General features: G+C 38.9%; 23 protein-coding genes. 19 read left to right on the top strand and 4 right to left on the bottom strand.

All coding sequences use genetic code 11. From position 1 onward, the window contains the following. The first annotated feature begins 40 nt into the window (after positions 1-40). Entirely contained in the window at positions 41-967 is a 927-nt protein-coding gene (locus CCAL9328_RS10000) for a ribose-phosphate pyrophosphokinase (RefSeq protein WP_169938749.1), read from the top strand. 33 nt (positions 968-1,000) lie between these two features. Here CCAL9328_RS10000 and CCAL9328_RS09995 read toward each other — a convergent pair whose 3' ends face one another. The 3 genes from CCAL9328_RS09995 to CCAL9328_RS09985 all read right to left on the bottom strand — a co-directional run bounded on the left by CCAL9328_RS09995 (position 1,001) and on the right by CCAL9328_RS09985 (position 2,735). Next, positions 1,001-1,423 carry an Rrf2 family transcriptional regulator gene (locus CCAL9328_RS09995; protein ID WP_169938751.1) on the bottom strand — a complete coding sequence of 141 codons (423 nt, stop codon included), beginning with the start codon at positions 1,421-1,423 and terminating at the stop codon, positions 1,001-1,003. A 292-nt stretch (positions 1,424-1,715) separates the two neighbouring features. After that, positions 1,716-2,090: a cupin domain-containing protein gene (locus CCAL9328_RS09990; RefSeq protein WP_170000560.1), complete on the bottom strand. Its 375-nt coding sequence runs from the start codon at positions 2,088-2,090 to the stop codon at positions 1,716-1,718. Positions 2,091-2,099: 9 nt separating this feature from the next. Then, positions 2,100-2,735, bottom strand: a complete 636-nt coding sequence (locus CCAL9328_RS09985; protein WP_170000559.1) for an NAD(P)-dependent oxidoreductase — start codon at positions 2,733-2,735, stop codon at positions 2,100-2,102. 171 nt (positions 2,736-2,906) lie between these two features. On the opposite strand from CCAL9328_RS09985, the gene CCAL9328_RS09980 reads away from it, so the two are divergent. Genes CCAL9328_RS09980 through CCAL9328_RS09955 form a run of 6 tightly spaced genes read left to right on the top strand, consistent with a single transcriptional unit; the run spans position 2,907 to position 6,822 of the window. Beyond that, entirely contained in the window at positions 2,907-3,659 is a 753-nt protein-coding gene (locus tag CCAL9328_RS09980; protein WP_170000558.1) for a DUF4198 domain-containing protein, read from the top strand. After that, entirely contained in the window at positions 3,659-4,243 is a 585-nt protein-coding gene (cbiM, locus tag CCAL9328_RS09975; protein WP_170000557.1) for a cobalt transporter CbiM, read from the top strand. Before CCAL9328_RS09980 ends, cbiM begins: the two co-directional genes overlap by 1 nt. After that, entirely contained in the window at positions 4,240-4,644 is a 405-nt protein-coding gene (locus CCAL9328_RS09970; RefSeq protein WP_169972566.1) for a hypothetical protein, read from the top strand. Before cbiM ends, CCAL9328_RS09970 begins: the two co-directional genes overlap by 4 nt. Further along, positions 4,641-5,291 carry a CbiQ family ECF transporter T component gene (locus CCAL9328_RS09965; protein WP_170000556.1) on the top strand — a complete coding sequence of 217 codons (651 nt, stop codon included), beginning with the start codon at positions 4,641-4,643 and terminating at the stop codon, positions 5,289-5,291. The genes CCAL9328_RS09970 and CCAL9328_RS09965 overlap by 4 nt, the downstream gene beginning before the upstream one ends. Continuing rightward, positions 5,288-5,953 carry an energy-coupling factor ABC transporter ATP-binding protein gene (locus CCAL9328_RS09960; protein ID WP_170000555.1) on the top strand — a complete coding sequence of 222 codons (666 nt, stop codon included), beginning with the start codon at positions 5,288-5,290 and terminating at the stop codon, positions 5,951-5,953. The genes CCAL9328_RS09965 and CCAL9328_RS09960 overlap by 4 nt, the downstream gene beginning before the upstream one ends. Beyond that, a complete protein-coding gene (locus CCAL9328_RS09955; protein ID WP_170000554.1) occupies positions 5,950-6,822 on the top strand; it encodes an ABC transporter six-transmembrane domain-containing protein in 873 nt (290 codons plus the stop codon). Before CCAL9328_RS09960 ends, CCAL9328_RS09955 begins: the two co-directional genes overlap by 4 nt. Here CCAL9328_RS09955 and CCAL9328_RS09950 read toward each other — a convergent pair. Next, the gene (locus CCAL9328_RS09950) at positions 6,766-7,101 is read right to left on the bottom strand and encodes a DsbA family oxidoreductase (RefSeq protein ID WP_169972562.1); all 336 of its coding nucleotides are present in this window, start codon (positions 7,099-7,101) and stop codon (positions 6,766-6,768) included. The two genes, CCAL9328_RS09955 and CCAL9328_RS09950, sit on opposite strands and share 57 nt — an antisense overlap. A gap of 379 nt (positions 7,102-7,480) precedes the next feature. Between CCAL9328_RS09950 and lepA the strand changes: the two genes are divergently transcribed. The 12 genes from lepA to CCAL9328_RS09890 form a co-directional block, all read left to right on the top strand. Beyond that, complete coding sequence (gene lepA, locus CCAL9328_RS09945; RefSeq protein ID WP_170000561.1) at positions 7,481-9,277, top strand: translation elongation factor 4; 1,797 nt, start codon at positions 7,481-7,483, stop codon at positions 9,275-9,277. Positions 9,278-9,305: 28 nt separating this feature from the next. Continuing rightward, positions 9,306-10,016: a hypothetical protein gene (locus CCAL9328_RS09940; RefSeq protein ID WP_169972561.1), complete on the top strand. Its 711-nt coding sequence runs from the start codon at positions 9,306-9,308 to the stop codon at positions 10,014-10,016. Between the two features lie 9 nt (positions 10,017-10,025). Further along, the gene (locus tag CCAL9328_RS09935; RefSeq protein ID WP_170000553.1) at positions 10,026-10,583 is read left to right on the top strand and encodes a YajG family lipoprotein; all 558 of its coding nucleotides are present in this window, start codon (positions 10,026-10,028) and stop codon (positions 10,581-10,583) included. Next, a complete protein-coding gene (locus CCAL9328_RS09930; RefSeq protein WP_169972559.1) occupies positions 10,583-11,152 on the top strand; it encodes a ComF family protein in 570 nt (189 codons plus the stop codon). Before CCAL9328_RS09935 ends, CCAL9328_RS09930 begins: the two co-directional genes overlap by 1 nt. Before the next feature lie 61 nt (positions 11,153-11,213). Beyond that, the gene (gene gyrA / locus CCAL9328_RS09925) at positions 11,214-13,814 is read left to right on the top strand and encodes a DNA gyrase subunit A (protein ID WP_170000552.1); all 2,601 of its coding nucleotides are present in this window, start codon (positions 11,214-11,216) and stop codon (positions 13,812-13,814) included. Between the two features lie 36 nt (positions 13,815-13,850). Continuing rightward, positions 13,851-14,345 carry an LPP20 family lipoprotein gene (locus CCAL9328_RS09920; RefSeq protein ID WP_170000551.1) on the top strand — a complete coding sequence of 165 codons (495 nt, stop codon included), beginning with the start codon at positions 13,851-13,853 and terminating at the stop codon, positions 14,343-14,345. Then, positions 14,321-14,728: a hypothetical protein gene (locus CCAL9328_RS09915; RefSeq protein ID WP_169938781.1), complete on the top strand. Its 408-nt coding sequence runs from the start codon at positions 14,321-14,323 to the stop codon at positions 14,726-14,728. The genes CCAL9328_RS09920 and CCAL9328_RS09915 overlap by 25 nt, the downstream gene beginning before the upstream one ends. Next, entirely contained in the window at positions 14,725-16,026 is a 1,302-nt protein-coding gene (locus tag CCAL9328_RS09910) for a sigma-54-dependent transcriptional regulator (protein ID WP_169938783.1), read from the top strand. The genes CCAL9328_RS09915 and CCAL9328_RS09910 overlap by 4 nt, the downstream gene beginning before the upstream one ends. Then, positions 16,023-17,057, top strand: a complete 1,035-nt coding sequence (locus tag CCAL9328_RS09905) for an aspartate-semialdehyde dehydrogenase (RefSeq protein ID WP_170000550.1) — start codon at positions 16,023-16,025, stop codon at positions 17,055-17,057. The genes CCAL9328_RS09910 and CCAL9328_RS09905 overlap by 4 nt, the downstream gene beginning before the upstream one ends. A 164-nt stretch (positions 17,058-17,221) precedes the next feature. Further along, complete coding sequence (locus CCAL9328_RS09900) at positions 17,222-17,731, top strand: YqhA family protein (RefSeq protein WP_169938787.1); 510 nt, start codon at positions 17,222-17,224, stop codon at positions 17,729-17,731. Between the two features lie 140 nt (positions 17,732-17,871). Further along, complete coding sequence (hemE, locus tag CCAL9328_RS09895) at positions 17,872-18,894, top strand: uroporphyrinogen decarboxylase (protein WP_169972556.1); 1,023 nt, start codon at positions 17,872-17,874, stop codon at positions 18,892-18,894. A 164-nt stretch (positions 18,895-19,058) separates the two neighbouring features. After that, a partial coding sequence (locus CCAL9328_RS09890) for a cache domain-containing protein (RefSeq protein WP_170000549.1) occupies positions 19,059-20,478 on the top strand: 1,420 nt, incomplete at its 3' end.

Raw genomic sequence — 20,478 nt, 5'->3', positions numbered from 1 at the left:
AAATTATATGAATTAATTCATGCCAAAAAAGGTTATAAAAATGAGAGGTTATAAAATTTTTTCAGGAACGGCCAATCCTGAGTTTTCTAAAAAAATAGCGCAATATCTTTCCCTGCCACTTAGCGAAGCAAGCATTAAGCGTTTTAGCGATGGCGAAATAAGTGTGCAAATCGGCGAAAGCGTAAGAGGAAAAGATGTGTTTGTCGTCCAACCGACCTGCGCCCCTGCAAATATAAATTTAATGGAACTTTTAATATTAACAGACGCTTTAAAAAGAAGTTCTGCTAGCTCGATCACTGCAGTTATCCCATACTTTGGCTATGCTAGACAAGATAGAAAAGCAGCTCCAAGAGTGCCTATCACCGCAAAACTTGTAGCAAACATGATGCAAGCAGCAGGTATAAACCGAGTAGTTACCATGGACTTACATGCCGGTCAAATTCAAGGCTTTTTTGATATACCGGTAGATAACCTTTATGGAAGCATTGTGTTTACCGATTATGTAAAATCAAAAAATTTACCAAATCCAATCGTAGCAAGCCCTGACGTAGGCGGTGTTGCACGCGCAAGAGCGCTGGCAAAAAATTTAGGCCTTGACATGGTTATCGTAGATAAACGCCGCGAAAAAGCAAACGAAAGCGAAGTTATGAATGTTATCGGTGATGTAAACGGCAAAGACGTAATACTAGTAGATGACATGATAGATACAGCAGGAACGATCGTAAAAGCAGCAAAAGTTTTTAAAGAAAAAGGTGCAACTAGTGTTATGGCATTTTGTACTCATCCGGTGCTAAGTGGTGCCGCATATGAAAACCTTGGCAAAGGCTATCTTGATGAGCTAGTGGTGACTGATACAATACCTCTTAAAGAGGAGCTTCCTTGTATAAAAGTGCTAAGCGTAGCACCACTTTTTGGTGAAACCATAAGAAGAATTTATCACAACGAGAGCGTAAACTCACTATTTTAAATTTTATGAACGAGGCTAAAAAACAGACTCGTTTTACTCCACAAAATTTAACTCATCAAGTAATTTTTGTAAACTCGCGCTAGCAAGACTATCAAACATAGCTTGCTGGGCACTTTTAAATTTTGGTGTTAAAAGACTTTGGATCTTACCTCCAAGCGGACAAGGTGGTGGTGAGTTTTTATGAATTTTAAATATATCCCTTTCGCCATCGTTTACCGCCATAAATATATCAAACAGTGAAATTTCACTTGGGCTTTTTGCTAGGTTTATGCCACCTACCCCGGCTCTGGTTATGACTAAATTTGAGCGTTTTAAAAGCGCTATGATGTTTCTTATGATGACTGGATTTGTCCCCACCGTATCAGCCAAAAACTCGCTTGTATTTTTTTCATCTTTAAAATACTCACAGCTAAGTAAGATGTGAATAGCGATAGAAAATTTTTGTCCTATTTGCATTTAAATTCCCCATACCGAATATCTTTTAATCAAAATCTTACCATTTGCTGAGGTTACATACAACACGTATGCACACTTGCAAACGGTGTGATTTTAACTAAATTATACCCACTCTGTCTTGAATATTTATTTCAAGGTTACTTTTTAGATAAATTTGATATTTTATGAGCGAAAAGCTACGCGCCTAAAAATAGTGCTAAACGAAGTGAAGCCTATTTTTAGTGCCGTTAGGGCGTCGCGTCTGCTTTGAGTGAGTAAATATATCAAATTTAGCCGTCGAAGCTTTTAAATTTTACAACCAACTAGGCTTTACGTCCTCATTTATCACGCCATCACTCATAGTAAACTGCTCTAAGCTATCTTTTTTGGCTTGGATACAGATATATTTCATACCATTACTTCCTGCCTTAAAGCATCTTTTTCCAGCTGGATCTATACGGATAGCATCGCCCTTTTTTACCTCTACCTCGTCGCCATCTATAAATAGCACTCCATCACCCTCAAGCACTAGATAAACCTCCTCATTTTGCTTATGCGAGTGAACAAATGGCACACTCACGTTTGCGCCAAATTCATTTATAGATAGCTCACAGCCGCTTAAATTTAGAGCCTCTTTTAGCTCAACTCTTGGCTCATTCTTGGTTGATACAATTTTGTAGTTTGACATTTTAACTCCTTACTTCTCAAGTACGCTAAAGCGCTTTTGTATAAATTTTTCATTTTTTATCTCATCCACCATCGCTATCGCGTAGTCAGCGTAGCTTATCACGCTCTCGCCCTTCTCATTTAGCGTAAATTTCTCACCAGCCACGATATACTCACCAGTTCTTGGCATATCCACCTCAAACTCAGCCGCTGGAGATAGATAAGTCCACTTTACATCATCTCTCTTTCTAAGCTCGTCAAGCCCCTGCGCCATCGCATTTGCCGTTGGCTTATACTCAGCTGGAAACTCAGGCGTATCGATAAGTCTCACACTCAAAGCATCATCCACATACAAGCTACCAGCACCGCCAACCACCAAAAGGCGTGTATCAGTACCACTTAGCAGGTCAGCCACGTGCAAAAGACCGTCAGTATGCAGGTGTCTAGTCTCATCGCTCCACGTACCAAACGCAGTTATCACCGCGTCAAATCCAGCTAAATCAGCCTTTTCAAGGCTCATTATATCCTTATATATCACGCCTGCTTTGTCGTTTTTATACTCTTTATTTCTCACCACCGCAGTTACTGCGTATCCTTGGCGAAGCGCCTCATCTACTATCCTAGCTCCCGCTTGTCCATTTGCTCCTATAACAGCTACTTTTTTCATCTTTTTCTCCTTGAAATTTTTTGTTGTAATGATATTAGTTATAGCTGATGAGCGAAGTATAACCACTTTTTGTTGTAATGTCAATAGTTACAATAAAAATAATTTTATATCAGCTATTTTTAAGTATTTAACCTGCATAATTTCGTAATATTTTTTTTGAAAGGGTAATAAATGAATAAAACACTTATATCAGCGATGCTTCTTTGCGCTACTTCAGCGTTTGCACACTTTGGCGTGGTTTTACCATCAAATTCTACGATAGATGATCAGTCAAATGCGACTCAAAAGATAGTTTATAAATTTAACCATCCTTTTGAAAATGAGATGATGGATATGCAAAAGCCAAAGGTGGCTGGGGTATTTACCGCTGGTAAAAAGCAAAATTTTACAAATTTGGTAGAGAAAAAAGAGGGCGAGTTTAGGTATCACGAAGCTACTTATGAGATAAAAGAGCCTGGAGTTTATCAGTTTTTCGTAGATCCTGCACCGTATTTTGAGCCTGCCGAGGATACATTTATAAGACACATAAGCAAAACCGTAGTAAACGCATATGGCTTTGGCGAGGGCTGGGATGAGCCTATAGGGCTAAAGGCTGAGATAGTGCCACTAACCAGACCTTATGGGCTATATAAGGGCAATATCTTTACAGGTGTCGTGCTATACAAGGGCGAGCCAGCAAAGGGCGTGATAGTCGAGGTTGAGTACTACAACGACAAGGGCAAGGTAAAGGCACCAGGCGAGGACTTCATCACACAAGAGGTCAAGACAAACGAGAGAGGTGAGTTTAGCTTTGTTATGCCACTTGCTGGATGGTGGGGTTTTGCCGCACTTATAGAGGATGATGAGACTATCAAAAAGGATGGCAAAGAGTATCCGGTGGAGATAGGCGGAGTCATCTGGGTAGAGACCAAAGAGTATAAGTAATGCATATAAGCGAAGGGGTGCTAATCCCCGAAATAATAATTCCTGCAAACGTCGTAGCTGGCGCACTTAGCGCGTATCTAGTCTATAAGCTAGAGGTTAAAGATATACCTAAAATCGCCTGTATGAGTGCGATATTTTTTATCGCCTCATTTATCCACGTACCGCTTGGCCCAACCTCTATACACCTTATCTTAAGTGGCTTGGTCGGCGCATTTTTGGGTATAAACGCCATTCTTGCGGTACTTATCGCGCTATTTTTACAAGCTCTGTTTTTTGGATACGGTGGCATAAGTGTACTTGGAGTAAATCTGCTAGTTCTCGCGCTTCCTGCGATTTTAGGAAGGTACTTTTTACGACTTTCGTTTATTAAGTATCAAAAGCTATGCTGGTTTTTAGCTGGTTTTGCGCCCATACTCATCTCAGCCCTTGCGCTAAGCGCGGTTTTGGTGCTCAATGGCAAGGAATTTGTAGCCGTCGCAGGTATTGCTCTAGCTTCAAACTTCGCTCTCATGGCTATAGAGGGAGTGATAAGTCTCTTTGGTATCAGCTTTATATATAAGGTAAACAAGGATCTGCTTAGATGAAATTTTGGCTAGTTTTTGTGCTATTTCTAAATTTCGCAGATGCTCACGCGCTTAAAGTCTTTGCTAGACAAGATGGAAATTTCGTAGAGATAAAGAGCTACTTTGGCGCAAGTTCGCCTTGCAAGGGGTGTGATGTCAGCATCATAGCGGATGGCAAGGTGATACAAAGCACAAAAACTGATGATAAAGGCATGGCTAGGCTGGAGATAAAGGCGGATAAATTTGAAATTTTCGTCGATGGCTCACTAGCGCACGAAAAGCGCATAAATTTCGTAGCTGATATGTCAAACGTAGCAGCAGATGAGCCACAAGAGAGCGATTTTATACTTAAATTTATAAGCTCACTTGCTATCATTTTCGCAGTTTTTGGCGCACTTTATATCATAAAAAGGCGCAGATGAATTCCTCTATAAAGATAGTATCTTTTAGTATATTTAGTCTATTTGTCGCACTTTCAAGCACTATTTATGCAAGTTTTCTTTTGCCATTACTGCTTCTTTTTGCCCTAAATTTCAGCATCATTTTTGCCGTTATAAAGAGGGTTGTCTTTCTAAATTTATTTATCGTTTTTGTCGCACTTAGCGTCATGCTATCACAAAACTACGACTTAGCCCTACTTATCTTTATAAGGTCAAACCTCATCTTGCTTTTTGGCGGACTGCTCTTTTATGGCGCGAACTACTACGACATCGCAAGAGGCGTATCAGGGCTAAGACTTGGTGGAAAGGTAAGCTACTTGGTTTACTTTAGCATTAGATTTATCGAGATGCTAACGAGCGAGCTTTCAAGGATAAAAATGACGCTAAAAGCACGTGCCTTTGTGCGTAAAACCTCGCTTTTTACCTATGAAACATACGCGAACGTCGTTGCTATGCTATTTTTAAAGGCGTTTCACAGTGCAAATATGCTTGAAAAAGCGATGATAACGCGTGGCTTCGAGTGTAAATTTTATGAGCTTGACGGGGCAAAAAAGATAGGTTTTTATGATATTATACTGTTTGCTTCTGTTTTGGTGGCAGTGATTTTTAGAGTTGGAGTTTTGGTTTGAGCTGTTCGGTGACTATCAGAAATTTATCAGTATCTGCAAATGAAAATTTACTATTTAGCGGAGTAAATTTAAACGTCTCACATAAAGAAAAGATAGCCATAATCGGCGCAAATGGCTCAGGCAAAACCACGCTTCTTGAGACTATCGCAGGGCTTAGAAACGCTAGTGGCGGTGTCATCGAGCTGTTTCACGAACCTATGTTAAATCTTGATAGCTTTAAAAAATATAGGGGCGAGATAGGCTATCTTTTTCAAGATAGCGACGATCAGTTCATCTACCCAAAGGTGCTTGAGGACGTGGCATTTAGCCTCCTTTCAAGAGGTGTGGACAAAGATGAAGCGGTGAAAAAAACAAGAGAAATTTTAGAGCATTTTGGTATCTGGCACCTAAAAGACAAGATAGTCTTTCACCTCTCAGGTGGCGAAAAAAAGCTAGTTGCGCTTGCTGGAGTGCTTATCTTTAAGCCTAAAATTTTACTACTTGATGAGCCTACGACTGCGCTTGATTTTAAGATGCAAACAAGACTGACTCAGATACTAAAAAGCCTTGACATAAGCCAAATCATCGTATCTCACGATAAAGAATTTGTGCGAAATGTCGCGGATAAAATCTACTATCTAAACGAAAACGGACTAAGCGAAGATAGGGCTGGGATTTTATGAAGCCAAGCGCTTTTAAAACCCTGCTTTTTATAGCAAAACAAAATTTTAAAAGGCTGTTTTTCACTTTTAGCTTAGTTCTAGCTGAAAATGGACTATTTCTAGTCTATCCTATACTTGCCGGTATCGCTATAAACGCGATAGTGGATGGCAACATCCTACTAGCACTCAGCTACTCGGCGATGGTATTTATCGGCTGGGGCTTGGGCGCTGTTAGACGCAGAGTGGATACGCAGGTCTTTACCAAAATTTACGCAGAACTAGCCGTAAGCGTCATCATGAGTGAAAAACGAGCCAAAAAAGATGAAAGCACTATCATTGCTAGAGCAAATTTATCACGTGAGTTTGTAGACTTTTTCGAGCAACACTTCCCTATGCTTTTTACCTTGGCTGTTTCGATATTTGGCTCAGCGATAATGCTTTTATTTATCGAGTTTTACGTGGGTTTGGCAGTTTGCGTTTTGATTGTTATATTTGCTATTTTACTGCCAAAGTATATCGCCAAAAACGAAAGGCTTTATCTAAAGCTAAACAACCAACTTGAACGCGAAGCAAAACGCATAAATGCAGGCGATGAGTACATACTTACGCGTCACTACGGCATACTTTCACGCCTTCGTATTCGCATCTCAAACCGCGAAGCGATGAGCTTTTTTATCATCGGCGTAAGTGCGGCGATACTATTTAGCCTAGCCATATTTTTATTATCAAGCAACAACGCAAACGCAGGACATATCTACTCCGTGCTTACCTATCTTTGGACATTTGCGATTAGCCTTGATGACGCACCAAAACTCATAGAAGAATTTAGCAAGCTAAAAGACATCGGCAAACGTGTAAGTATAGAGCTTGATGGCGATATAAAAGAATAGCTTTTGCCCTTTTATCACTTCTGGCATATCTGGTGTTCCTTGCGCTCCTGATATGCTAAATTTATCATCAATGATAAAAAATGACACCGCCGAAATACCCATTTTATAGGCTTTTTCTTCATCGTCGCTTATCTCTTGCTTGCATCTGTCTGAGTTTAGAATTTCTGGTGTTTGACTCTCGTCTAACCCGATTTGCTTAGCAATTTCAACCAAATTTACTTGCTCTGAAAGCAAAGAATTTTCGATAAAATACACCTTAAAAATAGCTTCACTAGCCACATCACTACATCCTTTTTTCTTGGGCGAATTTTTACAACCTGCGAACGTCAAAAATTAGTGATTTTGCACCTTTTCATAGTTTGTATCGATGTCCACTCTCTTAGCCGTATACTCTATACCGCATATCATCTCCATCGCCTCAGCCTTGTTTTTGCGGTATTTTCCCGATACGCTCTTTGCGCACTAATCCCCACAAACTGCTTCTATACTATTTTGCCTTTAAAATTGCTCCACTTGCCAATATAGCAAAACGCACAGACAAAATCAAAATAAATTTCTATTTTTGCTATCTATCTATTTTATGATTAACTCTTAATTTATCGCTTTTTAATTGAAATTTAGGCAATATAAAAGCCAAAAAATTTAACATAAAGTAAAAATTTGTATGAAAAACATCAGAAATTTTAGCATCATAGCCCATATCGACCACGGTAAAAGCACGCTTGCAGACCGCCTTATCCAAGAGTGTGGAGCAGTAAGCGACCGCGAGATGACATCGCAGATCATGGATACTATGGATATAGAAAAAGAGCGCGGTATCACGATAAAAGCCCAAAGCGTAAGACTAGACTATAAGCTTAATGGAGAAAACTACGTATTTAACCTTATCGACACTCCCGGACACGTGGACTTTAGCTATGAAGTTAGTCGCTCCCTTGCCTCTTGTGAGGGTGCATTGCTTGTTGTTGATGCTAGCCAAGGCGTTGAAGCTCAAACGATAGCAAACGTTTACATCGCACTTGAAAACAACCTAGAAATCATCCCCGTAATCAACAAGATAGACCTCCCTGCAGCAGACCCGGAGCGCGTAAAAAACGAGATCGAACACATCATCGGACTTGACTGCTCAGGCGCTATCGAAGTTAGTGCAAAAAGCGGTATCGGCATAGACAAGCTACTTGAAGCTATATCTACAAGGATCCCTGCTCCTGTTTCAAATGAAAATTCCCCGACAAAGGCGCTGATTTATGATAGTTGGTTTGATAACTACCTTGGCGCACTTGCACTTGTTCGCGTATATGACGGTAAAATTTCAAAAAACGATGAAATTTTAGTCATGGGAACAGGTAAAAAACACATCGTATTAGACATAATGTATCCAAACCCGATAGCTCCTATAAAAACTTCTGCCATAAATTCAGGCGAAGTAGGCGTAGTGGTTTTAGGTCTTAAAAATGTTAGTGATGTGCAAGTCGGAGATACCATAACCTCGGCAAAAACCCCTACAAAAGAGCCCATAGGCGGCTTTGAGAGGGCAAAACCTTTTGTGTTTGCAGGACTTTATCCGATAGAAACCGATAAATTTGAAGATCTGCGCGACGCGCTTGATAAGCTAAAGCTAAATGACAGCTCGATAAGCTACGAGCCTGAAACTTCTATCGCACTAGGATTTGGCTTTAGGGTGGGCTTTTTAGGCTTGCTTCACATGGAAGTCGTAAAAGAGCGCTTGGAGAGAGAGTTTAACCTAGACTTAATCGCAACCGCGCCAACCGTTACATACGAAGTAGTGCAAACAGACGGTGTCATAACACAAATTCAAAACCCAAGCCAACTTCCTGCCGTCAATAAAATCGAACACATAAAAGAGCCGTATGTCAAATCAACCATTATCACACCGACCGAATTTTTGGGTAATATCATCACGCTTCTAAACAACCGCCGTGGTATGCAAACCAAGATGGACTACATAACGCCAGAACGTGTTTTACTTGAGTATGATATACCGATGAACGAGATTGTTATGGACTTTTATGACAAGTTAAAATCAAGCACAAAAGGATATGCTAGCTTTGACTATGAGCCTAGCGATTATCGTATCGGAGATCTAGTAAAACTTGACATAAAAGTAGCCGGAGAGACAGTGGATGCTCTATCTATCATCGTACCTGAAAGCAAGGCGCAAACCAAGGGCAGAGACTTTGTAAAAGCCATGAAAGAGATAGTGCCTAGACAACTTTTTGAAGTAGCTATCCAAGCAAGTATCGGCAACAAAGTTATCGCACGCGAGACGGTAAAGTCAATGGGTAAAAACGTAACGGCAAAATGTTACGGCGGCGATATAACACGTAAAAGAAAGCTCCTAGAAAAGCAAAAAGAGGGCAAGAAACGTATGAAAGCCATAGGAAAGGTAAATTTACCGCAAGAGGCGTTTTTAAGCGTTTTAAAGATAGACTAAACAAGGTATATAACCTTAAGGAGATGTGATGTTTTGGTTTAAAAATTTATTTTTAGCTTTATTTGTAACGCTGTTTTTGAGCGGTTGCGGATATAAATTTTTTGGCACCGAGCACGGATACAAGATGGATGATGAGACTAAAACAGCATTTAACGAAGTCATGCGACTTAAGGTGGATTGCAGCGAATGTAGTCAAAATTTCCTTGCTAAAACCATAACCATAAACGGACGCGAATACACAAGTGATGTCGCGATAAAGTGCTGCTTGTCTAAAAATTTAATAGATACAAACATCGGACTTAAAAAAGTATATATCCACCGCATAACAGACAGCAGAGAGAGTGCAAAAGGGATAGAGTATACTAACAAATATGACCAAAAATGGCTTTATGACACAAGACCAAGCCTTGAAGCATTGTTTTATACCTTTTTAGAAGATGAGCTAAATTCCAGAGGAATTTTAGTAGTTGGTACACAAACATCGCCATATACATACAGACTTGATTTTGACTTTAGGAATTTCTGGGCGACTTATGACTATGATAGTAAAATTTTAAGCGGTAGATTAAGCGGAAATTTAGTCATTTCTAATATAAATTTTAAAAGAAATTTAGGAATTTCAACAAAGCAACAAGTCAAACGCCTAAATGCAAATCAAGCCAAAGACTTTGACTTCTTTGTCGCACTTTTAGTAAAACAAGCTGCGATCAAAGTAGCCGGTGAAATTTCAAAAATTTAAGGAGCTAAGATGAAGAATTTAAAGATATTATTTGCGACCTTACTTGCCTTGCTGGCTTTTAGCGGATGTTCACCAACTCAAAGTGTGGTAAATTTAGAGCCTTACAACACCAAAGCCACCTCCAAAACAAGCTATAAAGATGTCTATATCGCAAACATCCATGATAACCGCAAAAACAAAAGTGTAGTCGCTACGATAACAGACAGTAAAGGCAGCGTCAAAGAGTATGTCATGTTACAAAACGACCTAGCAAGCTGGTTTAATGAGGCTCTAACGACAGAACTTAAGGCAAACGGCGCAAATGTAGGAAATTTAAGCGGAGTGGTCGCAGAAATTTATATAAACGAATTTAGCGCAAATATGAGTGGATTTGCCTCAGACAACACTCGTGGCAATATCAAAATTCTACTTAAAATCCAAAAAGGCGAAACAACCATAACAAAAAATATCTCAAACGAACAGACAAAATTTGAGCTTATACCGGCAGGAAATGCCTTTAAAACACTACTGCGAGATATGATAAATGACGCCGTAAAAAGAGTTGCGATACAAATTTTAAACAGCTGATGTTTTGTCTTAACTGCGGCTCTTTTAGTATATTTACATTTTGCAAAATTTGCGAGTTTAGCTTAAAAGAGCCTACATTAACACTTCGAGAGGTTGAAGGTTTTAAAATTTACAGCTTTTACGAATACTCTGCAATCAAAAATTTAATCCACTCAAAACATAAATTTCACGGAAGCTTCGTCTACAAAGCTCTTGCAAATTTAAGCTTTAAGAAATTTGCAAAAAATTTTACTCTAAATTTAAAAGCAAATGTCGTTGCTATAGACGATCATATCTTGCACGGCTACTCTCACACAGCCATACTTGCAAAAGCTATGTCAAGCAAAAATCTACGCCCGATATATCGTGTTTTGCACGCTACGTCAAAAGTAACCTACTCCGGGAAAAGCACAAAATTTAGGCAAGATAATCCAAGAAATTTTAAAATTTTAAAGTTACCAAAATACCCTGTAATCCTGGTTGATGACATCATAACTACCGCAACAACGATGATAGAAGCCAAAAGCACACTTGAAAAAGCCGGTTTTGAAGTGCTTTTCGGTCTAGTTTTAGCAGATGCAAGGTATTAATTATTTAGCAAGGTTTTATTAAATTTTAGATAAAATCTAAGAGTTAATTTTAAGGATAAAAATGGAAGATAATATTTTAAACATAAACCAAGAGATTGAGGCTGTAGATATCGAGGATTCGATAAAGGCGAGTTATCTTGATTACTCCATGAGTGTTATCATCGGTCGTGCTTTGCCTGATGCAAGAGACGGACTAAAGCCGGTTCATAGAAGAATTTTATACGCGATGAACGACCTTGGTGTAGGCTCAAGAAGTCCGTATAAAAAGTCTGCTCGTATCGTGGGTGACGTCATCGGTAAATATCACCCGCACGGTGATACCGCAGTTTACGACGCACTTGTAAGGATGGCACAAAGCTTTTCTATGAGATATCCTACCGTTGACGGGCAAGGTAACTTTGGCTCAGTTGACGGCGATAGCGCAGCTGCGATGCGTTATACTGAAGCTAGGATGACTATCTTGGCAGAAGAGCTTTTGCGCGATATAGACAAGGATACAGTTGACTTTATCCCAAACTACGACGATAGCACAAGCGAACCTGATGTTCTTCCTAGCCGTGTGCCAAACCTACTTCTAAACGGCTCAAGCGGTATTGCCGTCGGTATGGCTACAAATATACCGCCACACAGTCTTGATGAGCTCGTGGATGGTCTTTTGTTGCTTCTTGATAACAAAAATGCCTCACTTGAAGAGATAATGCAACACATAAAAGGCCCTGATTTCCCGACAGGTGGTATCATCTTTGGCAAAAAAGGCATCATCGAAGCCTACCGCACAGGACGCGGTCGTGTTAAACTTCGCGCAAAAACTCATATCGAAAAGAAGCAAAACAAAGACATTATCATTATAGACGAGCTACCTTATCAAACCAACAAAGCGCGTCTTATAGAGCAGATCGCCGACTTAGTAAAAGAAAAGCAGATCGAAGGCATTAGCGAAGTTCGTGATGAATCAGACAGAGAGGGTATCCGCGTAGTTATCGAGCTAAAACGTGATGCGATGAGCGATATTGTATTAAATAACCTCTTTAAATCAACCACGATGGAAAGCACCTTTGGCGTGATAATGCTTGCTATCGATAACAAAGAGCCAAAAATTTTCTCTCTAAGAGAGCTTTTAAATTTATTCTTAAATCACCGAAAAACAGTAATAATTAGAAAAACAATTTTTGACCTAGAAAAGGCAAAAGCAAGAGCGCATATCTTAGAAGGTCTAAAAATCGCCCTTGACAATATAGACGAGGTCATATCTTTAATCAGAAACAGCGCCGACACAAGCGTGGCTCGCGAAGGACTTATGTCAAAATTCGGACTTAGTGAACTTCAATCAAATGCCATACTTGACATGCGTTTAAGCAAGCTAACCGGACTTGAGCGTGAGAAGCTAGATAATGAGTTAAAAGAGCTAATGGCTGAGATCGCAAGACTTGATGAAATTCTAAAAAGCGAGGTTTTACTTGAGAATTTAATACGCGAAGAGCTAATCGAAATTCGCTCCAAATTTAAAGTCCCTCGTATAACAGAGATCGTTGATGACTATGACGATATCGATATAGAGGATTTGATACCAAACGAAAATATGGTCGTAACCATCACTCACCGTGGATATATCAAACGCGTGCCAAGTAAACAATACGAAAAGCAAAAACGCGGCGGTAAAGGCAAAGTAGCAGTCACAACATATGATGACGACTTCATAGAAAGCTTCTTTACGAGCAACACGCATGATACGCTTATGTTTATAACAGACCGCGGACAGCTTTACTGGCTAAAAGTTTATAAGATCCCTGAAGGAAGTCGCACGGCAAAAGGCAAAGCGGTTGTAAATTTAATACAGCTTCAAGCCGAAGAAAAGATAAAAGCGATCATCCCCACAACCGACTTTGCGGAGAATAAATCTCTTGCATTCTTTACCAAAAACGGTATAGTAAAACGCACAAATTTAAGCGAGTTTAAAAACATCCGCTCTATCGGCGTAAGAGCTATAAGTCTTGATGACAACGATGAGTTAGTAACGGCACTTATAGTAGAAAACGATGATGATTTCGTGCCAGAACAAGAGATAACAAATGACGCAGAGCAAGTTATAGAACCCGAAATTTTAAATGACGAAAACACTGATGAAAACCTAGAGAGTGATGATTTAAGCGGTGAAAAAATGCTATTTATCGTCACCAAAAAAGGTATGTGCCTTAAATTTAATGTAAGCAAAGTTCGCCAAATGGGAAGAACCGCAAGAGGTGTAACAGGAATTAAATTTAAAGAGCTAAACGACGAGGTCGTAGGTGCAGCAGTTATAGAAAACAACGAACAAGAAATCTTAAGCATATCTCAAAAAGGTATAGGCAAGCGAACCACTGCAGAAGAGTACCGCCTAACAAACCGTGGCGGCAAAGGCGTTATCTGCATGAAGCTCACAAACCGCACAGGAGATCTCATCGGCGTTGTAATGGTTGATGACGAAGCTGACTTGATGGCGCTTACATCAAGTGGCAAGATGATACGCGTAGATATGCAAAGTATACGTAAAGCAGGACGCAACACAAGTGGTGTCATCGTCGTAAATGTCGATGGAGACGATGTTGTAAGTATAGCAAAATGTCCAAAAACCGAAAGTGAAGACGACATAGAAGAGTCTGAAGACGAAGGTCTTTTGGAATAAAATTTGCTTTAAAGAAAAAATTTTAAAGGTTAAAGTATGATTAAAATCAAAGCTCTGCTTATATGTGCTTTTGTTGCGCTTTTTAGCGGTTGTTCATTTAACGGTTTTTTTGCCGATGAGCCAAAACGAGAGATCATAGTTCAAAAAGTCGACAAAGACGATCTTAGAGAGGTCATGAAAAAAGAGAAGATGATCTATGACGCAGCCCCTGCCGAGACTACATTTAGGGCAGTTGGCGAGGGCATAGCTCCTCTTAACTCGGTATCTCACGCACAGTCAGTCACTTTAGCAAAACGCGCAGCAATGGCTGATGCCTACAGTCAGCTTGCAGGCAAACTTTACGGAGTTAAGATCAATGCCGAAGATACGGTCAGAGATGCTATGCTTTCAGACTCTTCTATCACTTCTAAAGTGCAAGGTCTTGTTAAAAACGCAAGAATCGTTAACGAGAGCTTTAAAGACGGACTTTACAAGGTCAATATTGAGCTTAGGATAGACCAAGATAAGTGGCGCGAAGTCTTTTCTTACTAATATCTCTTATAAATTTAATGTTTAGCTCAGAAGAATTTATCTTCTGGGCTAATATAAACACAACAAATCATGTCGTAACATCTGAAGAAATTTCATTTTCAAGAGCCATGGTTTTAAAATACAAAGGCGATTTAAAATTTCTTTGCGAGATAGACGAAACGCTCGATAACAACTCAACTGTTATAGAATTTTTAAACCTTCATAAAGACAAAATTTTCAACTGCTTTTCATTGCAAAGAGTGGACGTAAAAAGCGAATTTCGCAAGAGAAATAACGACATCACACAAACTTCAAATTTTAAAATACCGCCGATAAGATTTATAATAGAATTTAAGCCAAAATCGGCTATTATTGGGGTATTTAAAAGCGAGGAAGATAGATGAATGTAGTTATCGTTGAAGATGATATAAACATGAGAAAATCTCTCGAACTCGCACTTGCAGAGTATGAAGAACTAAATATCAAAAGCTACAAAAGCGCGGCTGAGGCCCTCAAAAAGATGGGAGAAGATACCGATGTTATCGTAACCGACATAAATATGCCCGGTATGGACGGGATAGAATTTATCAAAACTCTTGACGGCAAATTTGATGTCATCATTATCACAGGAAACGCCACTTTAAACAAAGCCATAGAAAGTGTAAGACTTGGAGTAAAGGACTTTTTAACCAAGCCTTTTGATGCTCAAACTCTTTACGATGCCATAAAAAGAGTTGAAATTTTAAAACAAAAAGCGCCAAATTTTACACAAGCAAAAGAAGCTAAAACACAAAATAGTGATGAGTTTACTCACGTTTCACCATCTTTAAAGCCCGCACTAAATATCGCTAAAAAAGCAGCCTTAACCGATGTTAGCATCATGCTTTTTGGAGAAAGTGGAGTTGGCAAAGAGGTATTTGCAAATTTTATCCACAAAAACTCACCTAGGGCAAACAAACCATTTATCGCTCTAAATATGGCGGCGATACCTGAAAATTTAATAGAAAGCGAACTTTTTGGCTTTGAAAAGGGTGCATTTACCGACGCTGCAGCAGCTAAAAAAGGACAGTTTGAGCTAGCTAACGGCGGAACACTATTTTTAGACGAGATAGGTGAAATGCCTATAAATTTACAGCCAAAACTTTTACGCGCACTTCAAGAACGTGAGATAACAAGGCTTGGCGCGACAAAAAGCACGAGTATCGATGTGCGCATAATTTGTGCAACAAATGCAAATTTAGAAAACCTAATATCTCGCGGTAAATTTAGAGAGGATCTGTTTTATCGACTAAATACTATCCCTGTCTTAATCCCTCCTTTAAGAGAGCGTCAAGAAGAGATCATGCCTATCGCAAAAAAAACACTCGAAGATGTTTGCGCTCAGTATGGTTTTGCGAATAAATTTTTTAACCAAGAAGCAAAAAATGAACTCTTAGGATACGACTTTCCAGGAAACATCAGAGAGCTCATCTCTATCGTCCAGCGAGCGGCGATACTTAGTGAAAATGACGAGATAACAGCCAAAGACCTTTTTATAAAGAGTAGAAAAAAACAAGAAATTTCAGATAAAAAGCGAGAGCTTTTTGCAGATGTTTTGCGTAGTGTTGAGGGTGATTTAAAGGAAGCTTGCGAGATATTAAATTTAAGCGAAAATGAACTAAAAGAGAAGATAAAAATATACAATTTAAAGGAGTTTGAATGAGAAAATTCAATGTTGCCATAGTCGGCGCAACAGGTGCGGTCGGTGAAGAGCTTTTAAATGTTTTAGCAGAAGTTGATTTTCCGGTTGCAAATATCTTACCTCTTGCAAGCGCTAAAAGTGCAGGCTCGTCGGTGGAATTTGGCGGCAAAGAGTATAAGGTGGTAGAGCTAACCGAGAGTGTGTTTGAAGAGCATGAAGTAGATATCGCATTCTTTAGCGCAGGAGGCTCGGTTTCTGCTAAATTTGCTCCAATAGCGGCTGCTAGCGGTGCTGTAGTTATAGATAATACTAGCCATTTTAGAATGGATGCGGATGTGCCTTTGGTTGTTCCAGAGTGTAACCCGCAAGACATAGCTTTATGGAAAACACGCGGTATTATCGCAAATCCAAACTGCTCAACTATTCAAATGGTGCAAATTTTAAAACCTCTTGATGATGTTTACGATATCCAAAGAGTTGATGTAAGCACCTACCAAGCAGCCTCTGGAGCAGGCAAGGAGGGCATGGAGGAGCTAGTGCTTCAAATGCAAAAATTCTTTGAATTTAAACTTGACGAGTGCGAGCCAAAAGTATTTGCGCATCGCCTAGCATTTAACGTTATACCTCATATCGATGTGTTTTTAGACAACGACTACACAAAAGAAGAGATGAAAATGGTCAACGAAACACAAAAAATACTACACAAAAACATGGAAGTAAGCGCAACTTGTGTTCGTGTGCCTGTTCTTAGAAGCCACTCAGAAGCCATAACTATCCACTTTGCAAAAGATGTAGACGCTCTTCATGCAAAAGAAATTTTAAGTAAAGCTCCAAGCCTTATAGTACTTGATAACCCAAGCAAAAAAGAGTATCCAATGCCTCTTCACTCTACCGACACAAACGACACTTACGTAGGAAGAATTCGTGTAGATAACTACAGGCCAAATGTTCTTCACCTATGGTGTAGCGCCGATCAAATCCGAGTAGGAGCTGCTACAAATGCTGTTAGGATCGCTCAAAAATGGATAGAGCTTCCAGAAAACGCTCTTTAATGCAATAAACTAGCTATGAAAATTTCATAGCTAGTAATTCAACCACGCATATAAATTTACAAAGCCTAGATTATTTGTTTTTATAAATTTATTTATTGATAAAATTTAGTAAATTAAGCCAAATTTTTATAGAATACCGCCTTTATAAATTTCAAAGGAAAAAAATGCTTAAAAGAATTTTTGAGAGATTAATGATCGCAAGTAACGCATTTACGATACTTCCGGTTATCTTTTGTCTACTTGGAGCCATAGTGCTTTTTATCATCGCAAGTTATGATGTTTTAGTTGTTTTTGGCGACGTATATGCTTACTTTTTTAAAGGATTTCATCCTGATGATTTTCACTCCGATATCGTCGGCGTAATAGTCGGAGCGATCGACTTATACCTCATGGCACTTGTGCTTTTTATATTTAGCTTTGGCATTTATGAGCTGTTTATAAGCGAGATAGACGAGCTAAAAACCGACAAAAGCTCAAACGTCCTTGAGGTGCACTCTCTTGATGAGCTAAAAGACAAACTAGCAAAAGTTATCGTAATGGTTTTGATCGTAAATTTCTTCCAACGCGTCTTGCATGCAAATTTCACAACTCCACTTGAGATGGCATATCTTGCAGCTTCTATACTTGCGCTTTGTGTTGGACTTTATTTTTTGCACAAAGGCGGTTCACATTGATTTAGACCCATCTTCAAATTTTTGCCTTTTATGCCCTACTTTATTGGCGTTAAACAAACGCCAACCCTGCAAGTGCGGATTAATCTTAATATATGCTATTTTTCTATATAATCTAACAATCTTAAAAATAAAGGAAAAGCATGATTTTTATTGATGCCTGCTTAAAAAAACCAACTCCTTATACTCCCGTTTGGATGATGCGTCAAGCCGGTCGCTACCTACCAGAATACATGCAAGTTAGAGCGCAAGCCGGGGATTTTCTATCGCTTTGCAAGGATTATAAAAAAGCCAGCGAAGTTACGATACAGCCTGTTGATATTTTAGGCGTTGATGCCGCGATACTTTTTAGCGATATTTTGGTAGTTCCACTTGAGATGGGCATGGAGCTTAAATTTATAAAAGGCGAAGGCCCTGTATTTGACGAGTCCGTTAAAAACCTAGAGGACTTAGAAAAGCTTGATAGCGCAAAAGCTGTTAAAAATTTAACCTATGTTTACGATACTATTAAGCTAACACGCCAAAATTTAGCTGCCGATAAGGCTTTGATAGGATTTTTGGGTGCTCCTTGGACGCTTGCTACATATATGATAGAGGGCCAAGGCACAAAAACTTACGCGATCTGCAAAAAAATGCTCTATTCAAACCCTGAACTTTTGCATCAAATTTTAGATAAAGTTACTGCCGCTTGTATCGGTTACGCAAAAGAGCAAATTCGTTCGGGAGTAAATGCTATACAAATTTTTGACAGCTGGGCTGCCGCTCTTGAAGAGAGTGCATTTTTTGAATTTAGCTGGAAATATATCATTAAAATCGTGGATGAAATCAAACGTGAATTTCCTCAAATTCCGGTTATCGTATTTCCAAAAGGCATAAGCGGTTATTTGGATAAAATTTATGGAAATTTTGATGTTTTTGGTGTTGATTGGAGCACTCCGATAAAAACCGCACGTGAAAAGCTAAGCCCAAAATACGTCCTTCAGGGCAATATGGAACCAACACGTCTTTATAGCAAAACAGCCATTGACGAAGGCGTATCACACGTGCTTAAAGCCATGAAAGGCGCTCCTCATATCTTCAACCTAGGTCACGGCATACTTCCTGATATACCAGTCGAGCATGCAAAATACTTTATAAAAAAAGTACAAGAAGACAGCAGAAGATAAACCAAATGCCGGTTTAAAGCCGGCATCATCTTAAAAATAAATTTTTTCCAAATGACACATAAATTTTAATAAAAGTAATATGTAAGTTGTTACGTTATATAATGCCAATATTATAAAATGCTGTTAAAAATAAATTACTTTTATACTACAAAAAAGGATAAATTATGGGCTCAAAACTCGTAAAAAGTGTCGTGCTGTGGATTAGTGTGTGCTTGGTTGCAGGGCTTAGCATATTTTCATTTACCAACTTTTTCTTCGTCAAGAAGGAGACCAACAAACTTGTTCTCTCTTCGCAATACAATGTCGTAGAAAATAGTATAAATTACCTAAATAGCTATTTTGTTTCCAAATTTAGACCTATAAATTTTTTAGCCGGAAAACTAAAAGATAAAGATATGTCAGAAGACGAAATTTTAAGCGTCTTAAAAACAGGTCAAGAGTCTGCCGATTTTGCACTATTTTATATGGGCTTTGAAGAAAACGGCAGAATGCTTCGCTCAAATAACAAAAACCAATGGCCAAGCGATGGCTACGATCCAAGAGCTCGTGGCTGGTATAAACAAACCGCACAAAACGGGAAAAATACCATAACCGATGCCTACATAACTTCAACAGGCAACCACCTAGCCATTTCGCTAACCGCGCCTATTTATAAAAACGGTAAACTGTCCTCAGTCGTTGCCTCTGATATTTTACTTGAAGGTCTTAGCGACAGTATACTTGGCATGAAACACTACGAAGAAGAGAAGATCATCGCTATCGATCAAAAAGGCAGGATGCTCATAAACCAAGACAAAGAGTTGATATTAAAAGAGCTTCCTTTAACAAAAGATCTTATCAATATCTTTAAAGATGACAATAAAAAAATTTTAGGCGAGTTAAGAACGCATAAATTTACAGAAAATGACGAAACAATGGTCGCTGCATGTCTAACAGAACCGTTTTCAAATTTACTTGTATGTTCGGTTGTTCCTCTTAGCATAAATGACAAAAGTTCAAATGCACTTTTACAAACACAAGTCGGACTATCTGTGGCATTTATAGTTTTAATCTCGCTAATGCTAATGCTAATAATGAGTTACAAACTAAAACCTATAAAAGATATAGAGCTTGGACTCGTGGGCTTTTTCAACTTCCTGCACAACAAAACAAACAAAGTAACTGACATCAAGGTTGCCTCAAATGATGAACTTGGCAAAATGGCAAAGATGATCAATGAAGGTATGCAAGAAATATCTACTCAAAAGATCAGTGAAACACAGTTTTTAAAGAGTGTAAATACCTTTATAAAACAGATAGAAAACGGCAAATTTGCAACTACCTTGGATGATATAACCACAAATAACCCAACATTAGAAGAGCTTAAAGAAGATCTAGCAAATTTACAAAAATCTCTAAAAATAGCCATATCTTCAAACAGTAATGATGTCTTAAATTTACTAACATCTTACAAAAAGCATGACTTCACATCTCGCCTTGACGACAGCGGCATGATAGCTAGCGGAGTAAGTGCTCTTGGAGAAGAGATAGCAAATATGCTAAAGACTAACCTAACTCAAGCAGAAGGCTTACAGCAAAAAGCTC

This window comes from Campylobacter sp. RM9328, assembly GCF_012978615.1.
The sequence above is the reverse complement of the archived record's forward strand: the minus strand, read 5'-3'. Positions and strand labels throughout refer to the sequence as shown.

Excerpts from the sequence above, each read along its gene's own strand:
- CCAL9328_RS09930 (WP_169972559.1), top strand. The coding sequence starts at position 10,583 with ATGTTTTGTCTTAACTGCGGCTCTTTTAGTATATTTACATTTTGCAAA.
- CCAL9328_RS09910 (WP_169938783.1), top strand. The coding sequence starts at position 14,725 with ATGAATGTAGTTATCGTTGAAGATGATATAAACATGAGAAAATCTCTC.
- CCAL9328_RS09935 (WP_170000553.1), top strand. The coding sequence starts at position 10,026 with ATGAAGAATTTAAAGATATTATTTGCGACCTTACTTGCCTTGCTGGCT.
- CCAL9328_RS09900 (WP_169938787.1), top strand. The coding sequence starts at position 17,222 with ATGCTTAAAAGAATTTTTGAGAGATTAATGATCGCAAGTAACGCATTT.
- CCAL9328_RS09955 (WP_170000554.1), top strand. The coding sequence starts at position 5,950 with ATGAAGCCAAGCGCTTTTAAAACCCTGCTTTTTATAGCAAAACAAAAT.
- CCAL9328_RS09905 (WP_170000550.1), top strand. The coding sequence starts at position 16,023 with ATGAGAAAATTCAATGTTGCCATAGTCGGCGCAACAGGTGCGGTCGGT.
- CCAL9328_RS09965 (WP_170000556.1), top strand. The coding sequence starts at position 4,641 with ATGAATTCCTCTATAAAGATAGTATCTTTTAGTATATTTAGTCTATTT.
- CCAL9328_RS09980 (WP_170000558.1), top strand. The coding sequence starts at position 2,907 with ATGAATAAAACACTTATATCAGCGATGCTTCTTTGCGCTACTTCAGCG.
- CCAL9328_RS09920 (WP_170000551.1), top strand. The coding sequence starts at position 13,851 with ATGATTAAAATCAAAGCTCTGCTTATATGTGCTTTTGTTGCGCTTTTT.
- CCAL9328_RS09940 (WP_169972561.1), top strand. The coding sequence starts at position 9,306 with ATGTTTTGGTTTAAAAATTTATTTTTAGCTTTATTTGTAACGCTGTTT.
- CCAL9328_RS10000 (WP_169938749.1), top strand. The coding sequence starts at position 41 with ATGAGAGGTTATAAAATTTTTTCAGGAACGGCCAATCCTGAGTTTTCT.
- CCAL9328_RS09995 (WP_169938751.1), bottom strand. The coding sequence starts at position 1,423 with ATGCAAATAGGACAAAAATTTTCTATCGCTATTCACATCTTACTTAGC.
- CCAL9328_RS09985 (WP_170000559.1), bottom strand. The coding sequence starts at position 2,735 with ATGAAAAAAGTAGCTGTTATAGGAGCAAATGGACAAGCGGGAGCTAGG.
- CCAL9328_RS09970 (WP_169972566.1), top strand. The coding sequence starts at position 4,240 with ATGAAATTTTGGCTAGTTTTTGTGCTATTTCTAAATTTCGCAGATGCT.
- CCAL9328_RS09990 (WP_170000560.1), bottom strand. The coding sequence starts at position 2,090 with ATGTCAAACTACAAAATTGTATCAACCAAGAATGAGCCAAGAGTTGAG.
- hemE (WP_169972556.1), top strand. The coding sequence starts at position 17,872 with ATGATTTTTATTGATGCCTGCTTAAAAAAACCAACTCCTTATACTCCC.
- gyrA (WP_170000552.1), top strand. The coding sequence starts at position 11,214 with ATGGAAGATAATATTTTAAACATAAACCAAGAGATTGAGGCTGTAGAT.
- cbiM (WP_170000557.1), top strand. The coding sequence starts at position 3,659 with ATGCATATAAGCGAAGGGGTGCTAATCCCCGAAATAATAATTCCTGCA.